Consider the following 19,593-nt stretch of genomic DNA (forward strand, 5'->3'; position numbering starts at 1 on the left):
GGCAGAGCATCCATGGCGGAACAGGGGCGTGCACGCTCAGGGTACTCCCATGCACGCCATGGCTGGTGCTCAATGTCTATTCATCGACGACATGCTCGTATTCCAGCGCCTGAGGCCTGGGTGCCCGGACGCGACAATCTACCCGGACCCAGTGCTCCAGACCGCCGTCCTCCAGTGTCAGCGTAGCGTCACTCAATGGCTGGCCGTCGAGGGTCATGGAGGTAGAGGTCGAACTGCCCTGACGCACATCAAAGTGGTAGAGGGTTTTGCCGAAGCGGTAGTGCAGGATGAAGCCCGGCCAGTCGACCGGTATCAGCGGTTCGATTCTGAGCGTGTGGCCGCTGCGTTGTACGCCCAGCAACGACTCGACAATTAGCCGGTACATCCAGCCTGCAGAACCGGTGTACCAGGTCCAGCCACCTCGGCCGGCATGGGGCGCGGCACCGTAGACATCCGCGGCCATGACATAGGGCTCGACCTTATAGGTCTCGATTTGAGCGTTGTTGGCAGGCGCGGCGGGGTTGATCAGATTCAACAGTTCCCAGGCTTTGCCGGCTTCACCCAACTGCGCAAACGCCATGCCCGCCCAAACGGCAGCATGGGTGTACTGACCTCCGTTCTCGCGCACGCCTGGCACGTAGCCCTTGATGTAGCCGGGGTCCAGGGCGCCCTTGTCAAACGGGGGATCGAGCAGCAACACGGCGCGGATGTCACGTTTGACCAGATGCTCATCCAATGACTGCATGGCCTTGATCTGACGTACGGCAGAGCCGGCCCCCGACAGCACTGACCAGCTTTGAGCAATGGAATCGATACGACATTCTTCATTGCTCGCCGAGCCGAGCATTTGTCCGTCATCGAACCAGGCACGGCGATACCAGGCGCCGTCCCAGGCCGTTTGATCAAGGTTGCGTTGCAGTGTCACCGCGCTGTCGCTGCAGCGTTTGGCAAATGCGTGATCACCGTGCAGGCGAGCGGTCAGCGCAAATTGCTCCAGCACCTGGTAGCTGAAGAAGCCCAGCCAGACACTTTCACCTGCACCCAGGTGACCGACGCGATTCATGCCGTCGTTCCAGTCACCGGAACCCATTAGCGGCAACCCGTGATGACCGCGGCGCAGGCTGTGTTCAATGGCCCGCACGCAGTGTTGATACAGGGACTCTCGCAGGGGCGATTCACCGGGGAGGTCATAGTAGGACTCTTCGCCGGCCACCAGTTGGCGTCCTTCCAGGTATCCGGCGACTTCTTCCAGCACACCCACGTCTGCGGTCATTTCGACATAGCGGTTGGTGGCGGCCACCAGCCACAAAAAGTCGTCGGAGCAGGAGGTGCGAACCCCTCGATTCATCGGCGGGTGCCACCAGTGTTGCACGTCGCCTTCCACATACTGATGGTCGGCGCACAGCAACAGGTGCGCTCGCACGGCTGCCGGATCGGCATGGATCATCGCCATGCTGTCCTGCAACTGATCGCGAAAACCGATGGCGCCACCTGACTGGTAGTAGCCGCTTCGGGCCTGGAAACGGCACGCGATGACCTGATACATCAACCAGCCGTTGACCATGACGTCGACCTCAGGCGCGCCCGTTTCAATACGAATCACCCCGAGCAATGAACGCCAGTGTTCCCGTACTTTATGCAATTCCTCGGCAGCGACCCGGCTGCCCCGATAACGCTGCACCAGCTGGGTGGCGGCGTTACTGGAAGACGCCGCCCCCAGCCGCAGAATGACTTCCCGTGTATCACCCTCGCCGAGTTCGATCGACACTTGCAGGGCGGCACAAGGGTCCAGACCGCCGCCCATGCGCCCGGACAGACCAGCGTGCTGCATTGCTGCCGGTGAGGCGAGGGTGCCAATGCGGCCAATGAATTCAGTACGGTCACCGCTGACACCGTGATCGATCGTGTCGGTGTCAAAGAACGCCACTCGCTCGGAAAACTCCACCGAATAGGCGTTGCGGGCGAAGAAGGCCCCGCTGGCGGGATCCGATTGGGTGACCACATGCATCGCCGATTTGCTGCGCAGATCGCCCAGCACCCATTCCACATACCCTGTGACCGACAATGACCGGTGGCGTCCCGAGCGGTTGCTCAACACTAGCCGCGAGAATTTGATCGGCGCATCCAGCGCCACGTAGATCCACAGCTCGCTGTAAATGCCGTCTTCTTCATGTTCGAACACGCTGTAACCGAAACCGTGACGGGTCTGGTACGGGCCTTGTCCGGGGCAGGGTTGAGGCGTTGCAGACCAGAAGTGCCCGGTCTCTTCATCGCGCAGGTAAATGGCTTCGCCGCTGCGATCGGTGACCGGATCGTTGTGCCAGGGCGTCAGGCGAAATTCATGGGCGTTTTCGGCCCAGGTATAGGCACTGCCGGCTTGTGAGACCACCGTGCCGAGATGGGCATTGGCGATCACGTTGACCCAGGGCGCAGGTGTCGGACCGGGCGCGAGCCCGGTGATGATGTACTCACCGCCATCGGCGCTGAAGCCGCCATATTCGTTGCTCAGCAGCAGGAAGGGACGATTCGGTCTTACCGGTGCCGGCCGAGCCTGAACATGCCGGGTCGCCACAAACGGCGCGTGCACCGGCGATACTTTGCGGCGATGAATCTGTTCGGACAGGCTGCCCAGATCTTCGCTCAGCACCAGCCTGGCAACCGATAGGAACAGCATGCGATCTTCATTCGACATCTGCTGCGCGGGGCGCACAAAAATTCCGCCCGGACGATCCAGCAGAGCGGCTTCACTGCCTGAGGTGATGAGGCCCAGGATCGCGTCCTGCAGTTGCTGGCGATAACCCGCCTGATCTTCGTTCCAGATCAACAAATCGACCACCAACCCTTTTTGCCGCCAGTAGGCGTGGGCCTGAACCAATTGCTGCACCAGGGCGATGTTGTCCAGGCTTTGGATTTGCAGCAGCACGATGGGTAGGTCGCCGGAGATGGCCTGACCCCAGAGCCCCGGCTGATTGCGGCGATTGGCAACCAACACCGCATGGTTGGCGCGCATCGAGGCGTTCGCGTAAAGCAACGACGAGGCCATCTGCTCGAACAGACGGGCATCGGACAATGAGGCGTTGAGCTGACGCAGAAGCACCTGGCTATGGGTCCAGGACAGGTCGAACACGCGGTCGGCGAGGTGGCGGTCACGGTATTTGTTGATGAGGTAGAGGCAGTCATCACGGCTGTCGGCGACACCGGTGACCAGGTCGATGGTGGCCTGTTGGCCAGGTTGCAGGGTAATCCTGCAGCGAATTGCGATCACCGGATCGAGGACCGGGCCCGCGCTGCCTGACAGGCGCTGGCAATCGGCATCAAGGGCGGCAGGTGACACAAGGCTGCGTCCTCGGCCGATGAACCGGGCGCGATCGGTTTCGTACGAGATCGCATCGATGTCCACCCCGTGTGCCGCCAGCAAATGGCACATCCACGGCGTCGGTTCATCGCTGGCCCGGGGGCGGCGGCTACAGATAATGGCCTGAAGCGCAGGCAGTAATTCGGTCTGCACGAACAGCTTGCTGAACGCCGGGTGCATCGCGTCGTTGACCGGGGTTGTCAGCACGACTTCGGCGTAGGTGGTGATCTCCAATGTCTTGGCCGATGACGCTAGGTTGGTTACATGCAGGCGGCGCAGTTCGATGTCGTCTTCAGGCGAGACAACAATCTCCAGGTGCGTGTCGAAATCCAGGTTGCGCGCACGGAACTCTGCACGGGAATCACAGAAGATCGCCTCGTGGCTCTCGGGTTGATGCATCGTCGGTTGATGCGCAGGCGACCAGACCGTGTTGCTCTGGACATCGCGCAAGTAGCAGAACGTTCCCCAGTTGTCCTGTGAGGCATCCTCCTGCCAACGGGTGATCGCCATTTCATTACGGCGGCTGTAACCGCCGCCGCCGCTGGTCAGCATGACGTGGTAGCGACCGTTGGAGAGCAACTGCACGGCCGGACGCTTGCGTCCCGGATCAGAGAACACCCGAAGCCCCGTATCCTGGCCCTGGCCGACATCGCCGAGTACCGGCGACTGCGCGGTTTGCAGGTACGGCGCGGCGGATTTCGGCACCCGCTCCTGTAGCAGTAGCAGGGCTGATCGCAGCGCCGGGTCGGCCTCGAATCGGTGTTGCATGGGTTGGTCGAGCAGTCGGCTGGTCAAGGCCAACAAGCTCATGCCCTGGTGGTGAGCCATGAACGACCGGACCACGACGAAGTGTTGGCTGCGGGGTAAGCGGGCCTCGGTGTAATCCACGGCTTCATACAGACCGAAACGTCCAGCGGAGCCTTGCAGGGCGAGGCGTTGCAGATTCTTGCAGGCCGCATCGGCGTCGACCATCAACGCCAGGGCGCTGGCGTAGGGTGCTATCACGACGTCATTGCTCAGCCCGCGCTGGAGCCCCAGGGCCTGAACGCCGAAGGCGCGGTATTGATAATTGAAGTGCGCGTCGACGGCGGAATAACCTGACTCCGAAACGCCCCACGGAATGCCCAGCCTGTTGCCCTGTTCGATCTGCACCGACACGGCCGCGCGGCAAGTCTGGTCCAGCAGGCTGCCCTCGAAGTTGGGCATAACCAGCATTGGCATCAGGTATTCGAACATCGAACCCGACCAGGATAGCAACGTTGGTACGCCCGCGTTTTCACTCAGCAGCCTTCCCAGGGTGAACCAGGCGCGTTGGGGGATTTGTCCTTGAGCGATGGCCACGTAATTGGTCAGCCGCACCTCGGACGCCAGCAGGTCGTAGTAACCGGTGTCGAGCCTGCGCTCCTCGGCGTTGTAACCGATGACAAACAGGTCGCGCTGGTTGTCGTAAAGCAAAGAGAAATCCATCTGCGCCAGCGAATTGGCCAATAACACCAGACGCTTGAGGGTTTCCAGACGCTGCGCGGCGTCACTACGGACCCGCTCGATTTCAGGACGATGCTCGGCGCCCCAGTCTGTGGGGTTCAGGTGGGCCAGTTGACGCAAGGTGCGAGGCGATTCAATCGTAACCAAGGGGGCAGGGAGGCGATAACGCTGCAGTTCTTCTGTCCAATCGATGCATTGACGGATGAACGCTTCTCGCCAGTAGAGGCTTTCCTCGTCGGTGTCCGCTGGCTGGCTAGTGGCCATGCTGCGAGCCGTGTGCAGCAGGTCTGCCAGCACCTCAGGGGGCGCCGCTTGCGAGACCGTTTCAAGGCCTTTTCTCAGTGGCAGGGCGTATTTATCCGCCCCCGAGGCGCGTTGGGAATCTGCAAGGATGTCCAGGGTATCGCGCAGGCCCTTGATCACGGCAGGGCCAAACATCGGGGCGTCTGCCAACTGCGCAATGCCGGTGCTCAACGTCAACAGCAGGCCCGCCAGGTTGCCGCTGTCGACGGTGGAGACGTAATGCGGACGCAGCGGCTCGAGGGTCTGCGTGTCGTACCAGTTATAGAAATGCTGCCGATAACGCTCCAGGCCGTCCATGCTGTCCAGAGACGCCGCAAGCCGGGACAGCAGCCGTTCGGTGCTCAAGTAAGCGAAATCGTGAGCGGCCAGGTGTGCGAGCAGTGACATGCCCATATTGGTGGGCGAGGTGCGATGGGCAATGGCAGGCCTGGGGTCTTCCTGCACGTTGTCCGGTGGCAGCCAATGGTCCTCGGGTCCGACGTATTGATCGAAGAACGCCCAGGTTTTGCGCGCCAGCAACCGCAGGAAGCGCAAATCATCCGTCGACGGTGCGAACACCGACTGCTTGGGTGCCGAACTGAGCCACCAAGCGATCCAGGGGCCCACTAACCACGACAGCAGCAGCGGACTGGCGATGGCCAGCGTCTGCGGATCCTTCACCAGCAGGGACAGTGAGATCAGGGCCGACACCGGCTCGATCCACATCTGGCGATAGAGGCCGGACAGCCGGTTTTCGGTGGTGCGCTCGACCTCGCGCGAGGGCTGCCACTGCAACAGCCGGCGTCTGCTGAAGCCGATTCGCCAGAGCGAGCGCAGGATGGCGTCGGCGCTGTAGAACATCTCGTAGGGCAGCCAGGCGAGCGCCAGACCCGCCCGGGCGAGGTCTTGTGCCAGATCCCCCAACAGCGCCCTGAGGTATTGTCCGTAGGGCACATCAGCGGGGGGCTGCATCAGATCGGTCACCGCTCGCAGCAACGGTTGAATCACCATCAACCCGATGACAGTGAGGGTCCAGTTCATTGGCTGACTGCTGGCAAACCAGCCCCATGCGAACATCAGCAACAGCGCCAGCGGTTCCAGGCTGCGCCGCAGATTGTCCAGAATCTTCCAGCGTGCCATGACGCTCAGCCTGTTGCGCACCCACTTGCCGTCGGCGTTGCGCGCCCACGGCAATATCCACGGCAGCAGTTGCCAGTCGCCACGAACCCAGCGATGCCGTCGATTGACATCGGCACCGTAGCGCGAAGGGTATTGCTCGTAGACTTGCACGTCGCTGAGCAGGCCGGATCGTGCATAACACCCTTCGATCAGGTCGTGGCTGAGAATCTGGTTATCCGGCAAGCAACCTTCCAGGGCGCAGGTGAACGCGTCCACGTCGTAGATGCCTTTGCCGATGAAAGAACCTTGCTGGAACAGGTCCTGGTAAACGTCCGATACCGTCCGAGTGTAGGGATCGACGCCGGCATCACTGCCAAACAGCCGGGCATAGATCGAGCGCGTGGCGCTGGTCAGGCTGATGCCCACTCGCGGTTGCAGCACCGCGTAGCCGGAAATGATCTGCTCGCCGCCACTGTCGAACAACGGACGATTCAACGGGTGCATCATGGCCGCCACGCATTGGCGAGCGACATCGCGCGGCAGCAGGGTGTCGGTGTCGAGCGTGATCACGTAACGCACCCCGCGCAATGGCGTGGTGTCGCCGACGATGGCGTTGAAGCGTTCCTCTCCATGGCCACGCAACAGCGCGTTGAGGTCAATCAGCTTGCCGCGTTTGCGCTCATGCCCCATCCACACACGTTCGCTGGCGTTCCAGCGACGCGGCCGATGCAGCAGAAAGAACCGGTCGCTGAGTCCGTCCGCGTATTTTCGGTTGAGCAGGGTGATTGCACGGGAGGCCTGTGTGATCAGCTCGGCGTCTTGCGGCTGAAACGCTTCAGGCGCGTCCAGAAAATCGCTGAGCAACGCGAAATACAGGTTGCTGTCGCGGTTGGCGAGAAACCGCACTTCAAGACCTTCCACCAGTTCGTCCACATCTGCCGGGCTGGCGATCAGCGTCGGAATCACCACCAGACTTCGCGCGTCATCGGGAATACCGCTGGCAAAATCCATTTTCGGCAGCGTCGTCGGCAACAGACTGAACGTCACCAGCCAGTTGATCAGGCTGATCGCCAGTCGGCTGGTCATGATCAGGCAGGGAATCGCCATCATCAGAAGCGCCGCATCGGGCATCCCGTCGCGCTGCGCGGAGGCCAGTAAAGGCCAGGCGAAGATGAACGTCAGAACAGCCACCGGCGCCAGATAAAACATCAGCGGCGACTGCTGCAACAACCGTTTCCAGCGCTCATGAAGCGGCACCCTGGCCTTGAGTCGTCGCTCCAGCGTCGGCAGTCCTGCGCTGACCAGGTAATACCCGACATGGCGCGCCAGCAGTTCGCAGGGGACGGTAGCGGTTCCGACCGCGGCCAGATTGATCGCGGCGCGGGCGACCTGGATTTCCGAGTGCTGGGGACTTCTGCGGGCAAGGCGTTCTATGACATGCCGGTAGCTGTCGCGGGTACTGAAATCCATCGTCCGGTAAATGCCTGCCGGGTCTTCATTGAGAATTTGCTCGACATGACTCATCGACTCGACAAACTCGCGCCAGTCCGTGGCGGACAGGAGGCGCAAACTGCCGATGCTGTTGCCAATTGACACCTGATCCGCAGCCTGTTGTTGCGCATCGAGCTGCACCTGGCGTTCGATGCTGGAACCTGTCTCACTCAGCGACTGCTCCATCCAGTTCAGCGCCAGGGCCAGCGCTGCGCTCTGGCCTTGCAGGCGGCGGGTGAATTCGGCGACAAAAGCGGCGGTCATCGGCGGTGCGGAGCGGGCCATGTCGGCAACGGTCAGCACCACGCTTTTGACGTCTCGTTCCGCGGTTTCGATCAGGTGTTCGGCCCAGTCATCGGCCAGATTGCGCTCGCCGGCGTTGGCCATGACTCTGGAGGCCACTCGCCGCAGATTTTCAATCAATGCCAGACGCAGCATGATCGGTATCGCCCACAGTTCGCCCAGCGCAAGCGGCATCACGGTCTGATAGGAAAAAATGAAGCGGCTCAGGCTTTCCTCATCGACTCGACCGTCGCCATGGGAGATGGTCTCCAGCGCGATGTCATAGACGCGAGGCAGCCCCGCCGACGGGCCGTTGATCAGGCGTGGCAACTCACGGCTATAGCCTTTGGGCAAGTGCGTTCTGGCGGTGCGAATGTTTTCATCGATCAGATAGTAATTGTCCAGCAGCCATTCCGCTGCAGGCGTCACTCGTCGGCTGGACACTTGCGCGTTGGCCAGCGCCGTACTGCTGCGTTTGAGCAACTCCTCGTTGGCATCGAGCCTGTGCAGCATCGAGTCCCGTGCGGACAGCGTGGTCAGGCGATGCTGCCCGGCCAAGGCGATGCCGTGATTGGCCATCTGATCGGCGCTGAAAAGTTCCGAGCGCAAGATGGGCTCGAATTTGAATTGGGGCGGAGGAAATAGGCGGGTTCGCCAAAAAACGGACGAGCGAGAAATTACCTTCTGTAGGCGTGTCCATATGCTATTCATAAGGTCCTGAGCCTGAGACGCATCATACAATTGCGTGCATTTTTATAGGTGCGCCAACGCAGTGCGCCAGCCCCGAGCAGCGCTTGGTGGACGTAGCTTTTCAACTTGAGTGTGGAGACGTTAAAGGCTGTTCGTCTGTTCGCTGGCGAACATAGCCGGCGCTCTTAGGATGCATTCGGTTAAAATTGAACGAGTGAGTGCTGTTGATATCTACTACCCACGACAACCGGGGGGAGAACGATGAAAGAGGTGCGAAGGAGGCTGGCATTAACAACCTGGCAAGAACTCTTTACACTTTCCGAAAACGGCATCGATGCTGAGGACAGGTACGACAGGCTATTGCGGTCTGCTGACAATATGGAATGCGAAGGCCTGATTACCAGTACCGAGTGGCGCAAACTCGTTCAACAAGCCGGGACATTGTTCGCAAGTAACGCAGAGTGCATGCGCGAGGCACGTACGAAACAGAACCGGCACGATGACATTCAATGGTGGGCTCCAGCAACAGCACCGCGTTTTTAGCCGAACCGCTCTGACGATAAAGTTTATATCTCAGACCTGGAGGCAAGCATTGGGCGTGCACTGAATTCAGTCTGCCAACTCTCACTTGTTTGTGTTTCATCTTGCAGCTGACTCCGGCATTGCTAGTTATCCCGCAGGATGGCACCTCCGGAACAAATCTGGATGCCCAATCAAGCGCGGAAGAGGACATTCGAGAATATGAATCTTTAGACCATGGCTGCGCTCTACTGCCTGAAAAGTGCTTGCGTCTCAAATAGCGGTAATATCCGCTGGGCTCGCATTATACCTTCGTTAGATGTCTTTAGAATCCACTCGAATACACAGTTGATCGAACTGGATGCTGGGACCATGGGCGTCATGAGCCTGGTTGCATTCCTATATATTCCCGGGCCCGACTAGGACGATTCAACAAAACAGCATCACGATGCATATGAGGTCTGGAATGCGTTTCTCAATAGTCCTGCGTCAACCCTGAGTCCTCGTTGAATTCGAGTACTGCGTTCTCAGAGAATGTCCGGCACACTTGGAACTTAATGTCTGTCGACCGCTGTATCGCTTTCCCGGGGAGAACTCAACGGGAGGAATACAATGAAGCTCGTCCCTAACTGACTCTCTGATGACACCTCAGGCTCTATCCTGTGGGCGAGGAAATATATCAATCGTTCGCCTTGGCCGAATTCTGCCGGTTGTGAAGACGGCATTTGACCCGAGGCGGATTTTCGGAAACAACCGTGGATTCCAAATAATCAAAAACTGGCTTAGTTTGTTAGTGAAATGGCTAAATCAATCACGTTAAGCGGCACGTAAATGAGGGTAATAATCGAATATAGCCTGCGTGATTTGGCAGCAAATGCAAAGATAGGAAGAACCATCATAATTATTTCGAAGGCCGCCCACAGCGCTATCGGAGATGCGTTAAATAACAAAATATTTACGACAAATCCTAGAAAAAGATAAGCTGACAAAGACAAAAGTGCATACCGGCCATCCTGTTCGAAGTAAACACGAAGGCCATTTTGCTCGTCCTCACTTCGGCTTGGCAGCAATAGGGCGGCAGAAACAAACAGCGATAGCGCCAATAAAAAGAGCAATAAAAATTCTGGAAATGAGTATGACGACTTTACCTCAGGCAGTGCGTTGACAGCCCACCAAAAATCAAGTTGTGTCGTAAAAAGCATTACTGCCCAGACAAGAGCAACCCAATCGGGCGGCGCCGCACGACGGATGCGGAAAACGGTCAAAGCACCAAGCAGCAGGCGGGTGACAGACAGTCCCAACAACATCGAAAGAACCGTGGCAACGATAGGGAAGGTGCTCATGAAGCCTCCTGTCAACTAATGATCAGGCAAGCGTAGACCCCAGTAGTCAACCAGGAACGTCAACATTTGCGTAGGCGGTCACATCCACTGGAGGCCGCTTTTAAAGACCAATGAGTAAGGTGGTGGCCGGTTCTTGCTCGCCGAGTCGCGCAACGTGAATCCAGCAGGTTTCTGTCTTTCACCAAAGGATGCTTTTGGCCGTTTTCTGCCTGTCAGAGTTTCGGAACATGCTGGTCAAGTCCGATGCAAATGGGTGCTCAGGTCGATTGCAAATGGGTGGTCAAGTCAGTGCAATTACTCAACCGCAACATCAGATTATTGCCGGGTTAAGGGTGGCGCCTGTGCAAGTGCAGTGGATTGCCCTCGAAGCGGCAAGCGCCCATGAACAACGACTTGAAGCGGCTAGAGTAAGAACGACGTCAGTCGACCATCAGGTGCTTGTCATCGGGGATAGCTTCAATCCGAGAGGACAACGGAAAGTCGCTAGCCAGACATCAGGCGCAGTGACTGTTGAAGCGGCCGATCTAAAGGATTTGACTGCCTTCGAACGAACGTTCGATCCCGGCTCACCTGATGCACTGAACGTGCTGCTCAAGTTTGCGCAAGGGCTGATGACTAATCTCGATATTGCGGTGTTCATCAGGCGGTTGAGTAGCCAGAGCACAGGCAAAGCTCAAAATTCTGCGACAGAAGCGGAGCAATTTGGGATGCGTTTTATGGCAGCACCAAACTTCGGTTCAGCTTTGTTGTTACTCGATGCCCTTCGGGATCAACCAGAGGTTCGCGTCTATCGTCCAGAGATTTTGCGCCATTGTAAAAAAGCCCTCAGCCTCGCAGCCGATGGATCGATGACGTTTGGGAATGCGGCTGTCAGTATCCGCGAACAGAATCGATACGTGGGGTGGCCAATGTCTCGGCGATCCGTTGGTAGTACGCTTTTGCTCAAAGGACTCGAGGCAGATATCGCAGTGGTGTTGAATCCTGAGGAGATGGTTGCCAACCATCTCTATGTCGCATTAACCAGGGGGGCACGACAGCTAGTCGTGTGCTCCAGTACGCCAATTTTGCGACCCAAGGCAAAGTTACTCGATTGAGTGCGCCGTTTATGGCGTGGTGTCACGTGGCTTAGCCTTACCCGCTTCAAAATCGATTACTACTACATCGATCAGTGCACGCAGCGATTGAGGTAAAAGATCAATCAGCATCGAGCGCATTTCACCCGCTGACGAGGGCGCCATCAACCCATACGGAGGGTTTTGTAGCCTTCTCCCGCTGTCTGAGTGCATGGGGCCAAACCAGAGTACGCAGTAAATCCCGCACCGCTGCGAGCGCCAATCAATCATATATTGTTGTTCGAGCTGGTCTTTCGCAGCACTCCAGACTTCGGGATGCCATTGCCCCTTAACCTCCATCGGAAGTTGGAGTTGACCCCGAGCAAATGCTAGATCCGCGCGTTTCGTTTTCGGCATATCCGCTTCTGTTATCCGCTGAATGTCATAGCGATCTAAAACAGGAGTAATCAGACTCGCCAAGCGGTCACGACAGAGATTCTCATTGTACGGAACCCCTTTGTCGTTCCAGAAATGACTGACTATATCCAGATCGTCACCGATTAGTTTTTGTTGAGTTACAGCTAGCTCCTCCAAAACGAGCGACTTGAGATCATTCATATTCGATGGTGGCCCATCGCACAGCAGTCGACATAAGTCTTCTGGCTGCATCGGAGCGAAATGCTCCTCAGCCTGTTTCTGGCGCTGCTCCATCGCCATATGCAAGATCAGATCGCTGTAGCTGTCTTTGGGTTCTGAAATGAGTTCCTGCAACGCGATACTCGCTTCCAGACTGGTATCACTGGCAATCCTGTTAACCAACGCACGGAGAAAATCGGTCGCATCGTAGGGATTTTTGTCACCTTGGCCGGTGCCGAGCATAGTTGCATAAGGCCATTGCTTACGAAACTGGGAGATGATCCATTTGGCTTGAGCAACATTCACCAGATGCACCTTGCCGCGCCGACCACTCTGAAAAAACCTTCTCAGGTGCCATATGAACTCAGGGTAGCGATTGGCGACGTCAGAAAGGTCGTGCTGCACCGAATCGAAGCGAACCAGTACGTCGATAGCTCGCCAAGTTAACATTCGCTCAGTTGAGTCAAAAACAAACTCCGAACGAGCCTCCGCAAGGGGCTTCAGCAGATTGGGCTGTTCTGCGTGAGTAAGGCACCCGATTAAGGCCAGCTCGATATTTTCCGGCATGTCGACACAACCCATGAGCCAGGATATGGAGAGTTTTACTCCCGTGGATTGCCAATACTTGTCATGGGTGAGTATTTGAAGGCCGGAAATATGCGAGAGCCGCGCTACGATTGAAGGGTCGATCCACAGTCGTGCAAAAATATCTCGTTCACTTTCGGTCGCGACAACGTGAGGTTCGAGCGCTTCACGAAGGGAGTCAACCTCCGCAGCAGAGATAGCCAACTGGTTGTTGAGGCATAACAACAGACCGATCGTCTTAATTTCGGTAGAGACATCAGCGAACCCCACACCAGACCGTTGCCTTGCCAGCAATCCTGCCATGATCGCGTAGCAATAGTTCCATGTGGTGCCCTGCGCAAAACTCGCAGCGACCTCGGCAGGTGAGGGGAGTCCGCTGCGATGGAGCACCGCCTCAAGGCCAGCCATAGCATCTTCAGCCAACTCGCAACCGAGCCATTGAACGAGTGCAACTTTCTGAGAAGTCGCATTACCGTAAATTTGATGGAAGCCCAGATAGGTCTTTGCAGCAGGTACGATCCCCTGAAGCTCTCCTGCTAGCAACGCAACGCGGTGCTCTAGATATTTCTGGCGGTGCGCCTCATAGGCGATACGGTTTTCCTCAAGGCGCTGAGCAGCAGCCAATTCTCGTTTAACCAGGTGGTCAGGTTTTTGCGGATTTTCGAGTTTGTATATAAATGCCTCTAGCTCCATGTCTCCAGCCTGAAATAGCTTGCTGGCCTCAAGCAAATCGGGATCGAAGCCATCTTTCGTTGATGCGATCTGCATCAGATCGCACCAATCCTGTCGTGCCTTGGTGTTTTTATTATCGGTATGCGCAAGGTGCTCAAAAAACCAAATGACATCTTTCGGCCGCCACGTGAGTCCAATCATACGATCGTTCATGTCGTACTCAACCGTACGTAAGGACTCGTGAGCGTTCAGCTCGTACAGGCCGTACTTTTGGATGGAATGACGCAGTTCATCAGATGCGTCCAGCCTTTCCTGGAGTGCTTTCTTCTCGCTGGTATCGTACGAGTCCAAATACTGCATTGCGCTGAGGCTGTTCCACAGTAGCGACGCATCCAGGGACGTCACCCTATTCTCATCAATGGCGCGTGTGAGGATCGCAGCTATAGTTCGAGCCAAATCATTTGTGCCCTCAACATCGATATCCACCATCAACGTGGCATATTCGGTAAGTAGGGTGAGTACTTTTATTAGCCTGTCTGACTCAAGCATTTCAACGATGGGACGGTAATAGCGGAATGGCCGGAGCCGTGCGCCATCGACTTTGGGGAATGGACACACCAAGAGCCCCATCGACGCCAGCATGACCTCAACCAAAACAGTGTCTGCGACATCGCAGTTAAGCTCTTCGATAAAATGACGAGCTAGCTGAAAAGCATCCTCCTCACATGCGTCGTACAGCTTGGAAATTGTTGCCTGCCACCAAGTTCGGTCGCGATGAGGCATCAGTGCGAGTGCTGCATTCTCACGCTCATAGTATGAATACGCGGGGGAAATTATGATTTGTTCAAGCGTTTCCGCCAGATCAGCCGCCAGCGGCGTACCGTTGAGGCCTTCTATTAGCAGTGAACGAAGGTGAGCATTGCTCTTCGTAGAGGTGATGATCGATTCGATTTGGTCTCGAAGAGGAAGTGTCATCAGGCCCGCAGCAGAATGACTTCCCCAATCCTGAGCTCGAAAAAAGGGATCAGCCACGGCTAACGCCTCAAGCGCATTGAACATGCACTGAGCTAGTTCTGCCGTGAGATCCGTGACTTCGCCGTAACGCAAAACACCAAAGGGATCCGCGGTGATGACAGCCTTTGCCATCGCTGAGCTGTGAAAAGCTAACCACGCGTGAAGCCCACGCAAGCTGGCTGGAACGTTACCCCCCACGTGTAGCTGGGACAACAAACGCCGTTGCGAACGCGAGTTCTTTGCCTGCTGTGATAGCCATCGAGCGCCAAGGTATTCCGCTATCACCCGATGAATTGGCTCGGCTCGATGCGCTCCAATGTTTTGAAAGAGTTTTGAAGAGAAAATGGCTCTGGCGGCTTCTGTTCCCGGAAGGCTTTCTAGCTCAGCAAGACGAATATCTCCGTCTTTTATAAAACGGTGCCCCGCGGTAGTAACGGTATTCGCCCCCGCTAGGAGCAAACCCGCACTTATTGCACCTGCGGCGGATAAGGCCTGTTCCTCAGTGATCTTCCCAAGCCCACTGTCCTGACGATTGCGGTCGTGCTCAGGCCAAATCAATTCGCACACACGCTCGAACAATGCAGCCCTCGTTGGCGGCAGTGCGGAATCTGATTCGGCAACTTGCCCCATCAATCCCAGTGTCAGTGGGTTTTTATACAAGTCAGCGATCCCTTGTGCTTCAAGATGGTTAAACACAAGGTCGACATCTGTTTGCGGGTGATATTGCCTCAAAAACGAAGTCGCCTCATATCGACTGAAGGGCTCAATCGTCAAAATGCTGGGTTCGACATCGTAAATGTCCCGCAAGCTATCGACGCTGCGCGACTGCCACTCTCGGGATCTGCAGCACAGAATAAAGTCCGGATTTCCGGCGTCATCCAACTTCGCGAAAACCATGTCAACTGCTGCACCTTCGTGCCGCGACATCGCTTCATCCAAACCATCAATGAGCAGAGGTTTCCCTTCGCTGACAAAACGACTTGGATCGCCGCTTTGCATGAATCGCGACGCTTGAACTACCTTCACGCCCAGCCTATTTGCAATCTCTTGGATCAACCGGCTTTTTCCCATACCCGGCTCGCCCAAGACAATTTTCGGCCCGGCAATCTCTATCAGTTCCTCCTCATCAATTTGCCGCGCACGTCCCTGGTTCATGGCAAGCTGAAGCTGGCGGGGGAAATATTCTGTAGTGGATGTCATGACTCATCGCCTCCTTGCTTGGCATCAGCCACAGCGCCGACAAATGATTGATGGATCAATGATATCGGTTTCGTCACAGGCAGTATCTGGTGCTCGTAGAATCGGCATACTTTGTCTCACCAACGCCAAAGTTGAGTACGGGTCGTGCTCGAATTTCGCCTTACGAAAGAAGCAGACCATGACCCTAGCCGTCCCTCTGTCCGGGAAAAAAAGATTGGGGTAAATCTGGAACTATTCTTTATTTATCCCTAGTGGGATGCAGTCGACGGTCGAGTCGCACAGCTTGCTGTCCTTCAAGGCCGCCATCCTAAAGAGTTCGGGAGCCCCTGATACCGCTCCCGAAGGAATGGGTGATTATCATGAGCCAGCCAAAAACTTCCGGCGTGGCGCCGGTAAACTCCGATTTTTCCCCAATGCAAGTGGCCAATATGGCCTTTCTCATCAACCGACTTCATCAGGACTGCTCAAACTTACAGTTCCTGCGTGAACTCACTTGTAATGCCATCGAAAGTCTTCTGCGTGGCGGAGGTGTAGGTGTAATCAGGTGGACTGTCGAGACAAATCTAGAAGCCCTGGCAGGCGAGCAGAAGCTTTGCATCATCGATACCGGTGTTGGCATGACCGGGGAGGAGATGGTCAAGTACATCAATCATTTGAGCTCTTCCATTAACGAGCAATCCACCTCGGGCAATTTTGGTGTAGGTGCCAAGATTTCTGCCGCCCCTGCAAACCCCGAAGGCTTGATCTACATGAGTTGGGTCGATGGGCGTGGATACATGATCCACCTGCACAGAGACGCTAATGGTCAATATGGCTTGAAACGCTATTCCAGTGGCGAGTTCTGGTCACATATTACGAACAAACCGAAGCCTGACATCATCAAAAAGCATGGAACAATGGTGATCCTGCTTGGAAAACACTCCGCTCATAACACGATCGAACCACCTGAAAACGTCCGCATGCCACGCAAGTGGATTCTGCGCTACCTCAACTCGCGGTTCTTCAAATTTCCCGAAGGCATCGTGGTGTCTGCCATCGAAGGTTGGGAAAACCCTCCGCATGATCAACATCGTTTTCTACGTACCGTCACTGGTATGGCTCCTTGGTTGGAAGCCAACAGCCAGGCGCTCGGGAAAATCAGGTTGCCCCGAGTCGACGCAACGGCTTTCTGGTACATCCTAAAAGATGATGTAGATCTCAATAGCGGGCACTACACCCCACCAGGTCATGTCGCGGCGTTGTACCAGGATGAGCTCTACGAGGTATTAATGAGCAATGCTGGTTACGCGCGTCTCCAATCATTCGGCGTAATCTTCGGTTGTGAGCGAGTCGTAATTTACGTCAAACCAGACAACACATTCGCGGTCGCAGCAAACACCGCTCGCACGGCGCTCTTGATCGGCGGTGAACAACTGGATTGGGCTGGGTATGCAGCAGAATTCAGAGAGAACATGCCTCAGGAACTGGCGGCCTTTCAGGATCAGATCGGCCACAAAGCGAAGAGCAGTGACCACCGAGCAGCTATTCGCGAGCGATTAAAAACAATTCATGAGCTGTTTAAGTTTGGTCGTTACCGTCCCCACCCAAAAGGTGCCTACGCAATCACTCATGCCAACAGCAATGCTGGAGGAGAGCCACACCAAAAAGGTGGTGAGGCAGGCTCCGGATCTGGCTCGTCAGGTGGTAAGGGAGGCCGACAAGGTGATCTATACGCGCTCTTCACGGCTGAAGAAGGCACTCAGGCTGAGTTCATAGATCAGAATACGGAGCCTGAAGTGGCATGGGTGAGTATTGAAGATAACTCACGAGCTAAAGATGAGATGGAGGATCGCGCTGCGAACTACATCTTTGACAGCAACCTAATCAAGGTAAACTCTGACTTTCGGGTCGTCACTGATATGGTCGAGCGTTGGGAGCAACGTTATGCCAACGTGCCTGGTGCCGGCGGCCCAGGCGGGCCGATTGAACAAGTCGTCCGCGAGTGGTTCGAGCAGCAGCTGATTGAAACTGTGATGAGCGCTCACGCCCTTAGAAAAGGTGGAAAATGGAGCACAGAGGAAGCTTGCAGACTCTGGGATGAAAATGCACTGACTGCTGCTGTTCTGCCGAGGTATCACATTGACGTCAGCATTAAACGAACGCTTGGGCAGAAGCTAGGAACCCTCAAGTAACTCAATCAAGTAAAACTCCCTAGCCACGCCTTACCAGCGTGGCTTTTTCTCTGCCAGCGAGCAGCATCTCAGAGGAGGGGAGCTGACACATCATCGCCTTCCGGCGCTACAGATGAGTGCTCACGATCAGGAGGAGTGCCCATGCCGGATTCGCTCAAGTTCATCTTTGACTTTTACGTATCCATTTTCACTGTGTGCGTGCTCCAGCGCAGTGGATCCACCGAATTCTGTTTTCGGCTGATTGAGCCACATATCCGCTTTCTCTTTGTTGCCAAATACCTGCTCGGCCTGGCGCTGAATCAGCTCGATAAAATTCATGTACTTCTCTCGTGAGGTCGGCTGTTGATGACTGCCGCGCGTTAGGACTTCAACGTGCTTTTGTGGTAGCTGCAGGGGTATCGACCGCGGGGCTCCAATTATTACCTCATCCATTCGAAGAAAGGCACGAGCTGAGTCACGTCGAAACCGCGTGCGAGCAGCCACTTTGACCAGAACCAGCAGATGACGGCGATACCACCGCTGAGTACCCGCAGGGCCCTATAAGTCCCTGCCGAGTCCAGCATAAATCCATGTTGTCGTTCCAAGAGTCGAGTCTCTTCCTGAAGGTGCTGGTGAGCGCTCGCAACCTCTTCGCGTGGGGTGATTCGCTGCAGACAGTTTTTCAACCGCACATAACGCGCTTGATCATTGGCAGGGAGCTTAACCAAGGCATATCGGTGAATCGACTGCATATTCGATAGCAGGCAAGCGAAAATCGACAACCCGACAAATTCCCAGAACATGTGGGGGTGCCCACTCGGCGTCAAGTCGAGGAAAGCCCAGTACCTCGTACAGAATACACGACCTCATTTATGAGGCTGGTGCCGTCACACGGTTTCTAAGCAGCTTCAATCTATGAATGGCTTACCAATCGTTCAAAATGTCCCAGATCTTACTCACGACGTAGGTCGTGCATACCCCAACTGCAGCCGCAACCACCACCGGTGTAACAACTTATCCTCCCGCAATGCCGACCATCCCAAGACCAACGGAAGTTAATCCTCCCGCGCCACCAGACACCGCAAATCCTGTCGAGCCGTGGGCAGCAGCTCTGGCCACCACCGAACGTGTCGTCTGACTCGCTACGGTTCTCGCTACTTGACCCGAAATAAGTTTCCCTGCGGAAGCTGTAGATCCATTCGCGATAAAAGACAGCACTACTGGCCCAGCTACTTTTTCTGCCGTTTTTTTCGCAATGAGTTGAGGAACAAGAGCTTCGCTGGTGCGCGTGATTGCAGCGTTGGCCTGTTCACTGGAATGTTTGCCAGTCACACACCAAGTGGCGAAGTGCTCAATTGTTGAACAACATGTTGTACCTGTTCTCACCGACTCTGGATCTCGCCCGTCGACAAATCTGAGCGCCGCTAAAAGGGCTTTTCCGATACGTCTTGACCTTGATCGTCTTGCCTTGTGAAAACACTTGCAGTGAGGTTGGTTCGACGCATCCCTTGTTAACTCCAGAAGCCATACCGGAGTAGTGGATCACCTGATCGTGACCGACATAGATACCGTGATGGGTGTATATGCCGCGGCCGACAATTAAGTGTGATCCGGCGAGCAATGTAGGCATGCATGGTCTCCAGAAGACGTGCTTTAAGGAAGCAGCAACGAGTTCGTCACATTCCGGGATGGCGGTGCGCTATCATCGGTAATTCTTG

General features: G+C 56.0%; 8 protein-coding genes. 2 read left to right on the top strand and 6 right to left on the bottom strand.

Annotated elements, in window-relative coordinates:
• Nucleotides 1-76: 76 nt before the first annotated feature.
• Nucleotides 77-8,725, bottom strand: coding sequence for a GH36-type glycosyl hydrolase domain-containing protein (locus ACA049_RS15055; RefSeq protein ID WP_497336683.1), 8,649 nt, complete (start codon nucleotides 8,723-8,725; stop codon nucleotides 77-79).
• 1,280 nt (nucleotides 8,726-10,005) lie between these two features.
• On the bottom strand, nucleotides 10,006-10,566 hold the full coding sequence (locus tag ACA049_RS15060; RefSeq protein ID WP_497336685.1) for a hypothetical protein: 561 nt from the start codon (nucleotides 10,564-10,566) through the stop codon (nucleotides 10,006-10,008).
• A 227-nt stretch (nucleotides 10,567-10,793) separates the two neighbouring features.
• Here ACA049_RS15060 and ACA049_RS15065 point away from each other — a divergent pair, with 227 nt between their 5' ends.
• Nucleotides 10,794-11,660 carry a hypothetical protein gene (locus tag ACA049_RS15065; RefSeq protein WP_497336687.1) on the top strand — a complete coding sequence of 289 codons (867 nt, stop codon included), beginning with the start codon at nucleotides 10,794-10,796 and terminating at the stop codon, nucleotides 11,658-11,660.
• 9 nt (nucleotides 11,661-11,669) lie between these two features.
• Here the strand turns inward: ACA049_RS15065 and eruA are convergent, their stop codons facing one another.
• Complete coding sequence (gene eruA / locus ACA049_RS15070) at nucleotides 11,670-15,725, bottom strand: NACHT domain-containing antiphage protein EruA (protein WP_497336689.1); 4,056 nt, start codon at nucleotides 15,723-15,725, stop codon at nucleotides 11,670-11,672.
• Nucleotides 15,726-16,084: 359 nt separating this feature from the next.
• Between eruA and ACA049_RS15075 the strand changes: the two genes are divergently transcribed.
• Nucleotides 16,085-17,896 (top strand): ATP-binding protein, encoded by a 1,812-nt coding sequence (locus tag ACA049_RS15075; RefSeq protein ID WP_497336691.1) that lies wholly within the window; start codon nucleotides 16,085-16,087, stop codon nucleotides 17,894-17,896.
• A 126-nt stretch (nucleotides 17,897-18,022) separates the two neighbouring features.
• Here the strand turns inward: ACA049_RS15075 and ACA049_RS15080 are convergent, their stop codons facing one another.
• The 3 genes from ACA049_RS15080 to ACA049_RS15090 all read right to left on the bottom strand — a co-directional run bounded on the left by ACA049_RS15080 (nucleotide 18,023) and on the right by ACA049_RS15090 (nucleotide 19,505).
• Complete coding sequence (locus tag ACA049_RS15080; protein WP_497336693.1) at nucleotides 18,023-18,214, bottom strand: antitoxin Xre/MbcA/ParS toxin-binding domain-containing protein; 192 nt, start codon at nucleotides 18,212-18,214, stop codon at nucleotides 18,023-18,025.
• A 101-nt stretch (nucleotides 18,215-18,315) separates the two neighbouring features.
• Nucleotides 18,316-18,678 (bottom strand): hypothetical protein, encoded by a 363-nt coding sequence (locus ACA049_RS15085; protein ID WP_497336695.1) that lies wholly within the window; start codon nucleotides 18,676-18,678, stop codon nucleotides 18,316-18,318.
• 548 nt (nucleotides 18,679-19,226) lie between these two features.
• Nucleotides 19,227-19,505, bottom strand: coding sequence for a lecithin retinol acyltransferase family protein (locus tag ACA049_RS15090; protein WP_497336697.1), 279 nt, complete (start codon nucleotides 19,503-19,505; stop codon nucleotides 19,227-19,229).
• Nucleotides 19,506-19,593 lie beyond the last annotated feature (88 nt).

The organism is Pseudomonas sp. LBUM1662 (genome assembly GCF_059695915.1).

Coding starts and splice junctions, on each gene's coding strand:
- ACA049_RS15055 (WP_497336683.1), bottom strand. CDS start 8,725: ATGAATAGCATATGGACACGCCTACAGAAGGTAATTTCTCGCTCGTCC.
- eruA (WP_497336689.1), bottom strand. CDS start 15,725: ATGACATCCACTACAGAATATTTCCCCCGCCAGCTTCAGCTTGCCATG.
- ACA049_RS15075 (WP_497336691.1), top strand. CDS start 16,085: ATGAGCCAGCCAAAAACTTCCGGCGTGGCGCCGGTAAACTCCGATTTT.
- ACA049_RS15080 (WP_497336693.1), bottom strand. CDS start 18,214: ATGAATTTTATCGAGCTGATTCAGCGCCAGGCCGAGCAGGTATTTGGC.
- ACA049_RS15085 (WP_497336695.1), bottom strand. CDS start 18,678: ATGTTCTGGGAATTTGTCGGGTTGTCGATTTTCGCTTGCCTGCTATCG.
- ACA049_RS15065 (WP_497336687.1), top strand. CDS start 10,794: ATGCTGGTCAAGTCCGATGCAAATGGGTGCTCAGGTCGATTGCAAATG.
- ACA049_RS15090 (WP_497336697.1), bottom strand. CDS start 19,505: ATGCCTACATTGCTCGCCGGATCACACTTAATTGTCGGCCGCGGCATA.
- ACA049_RS15060 (WP_497336685.1), bottom strand. CDS start 10,566: ATGAGCACCTTCCCTATCGTTGCCACGGTTCTTTCGATGTTGTTGGGA.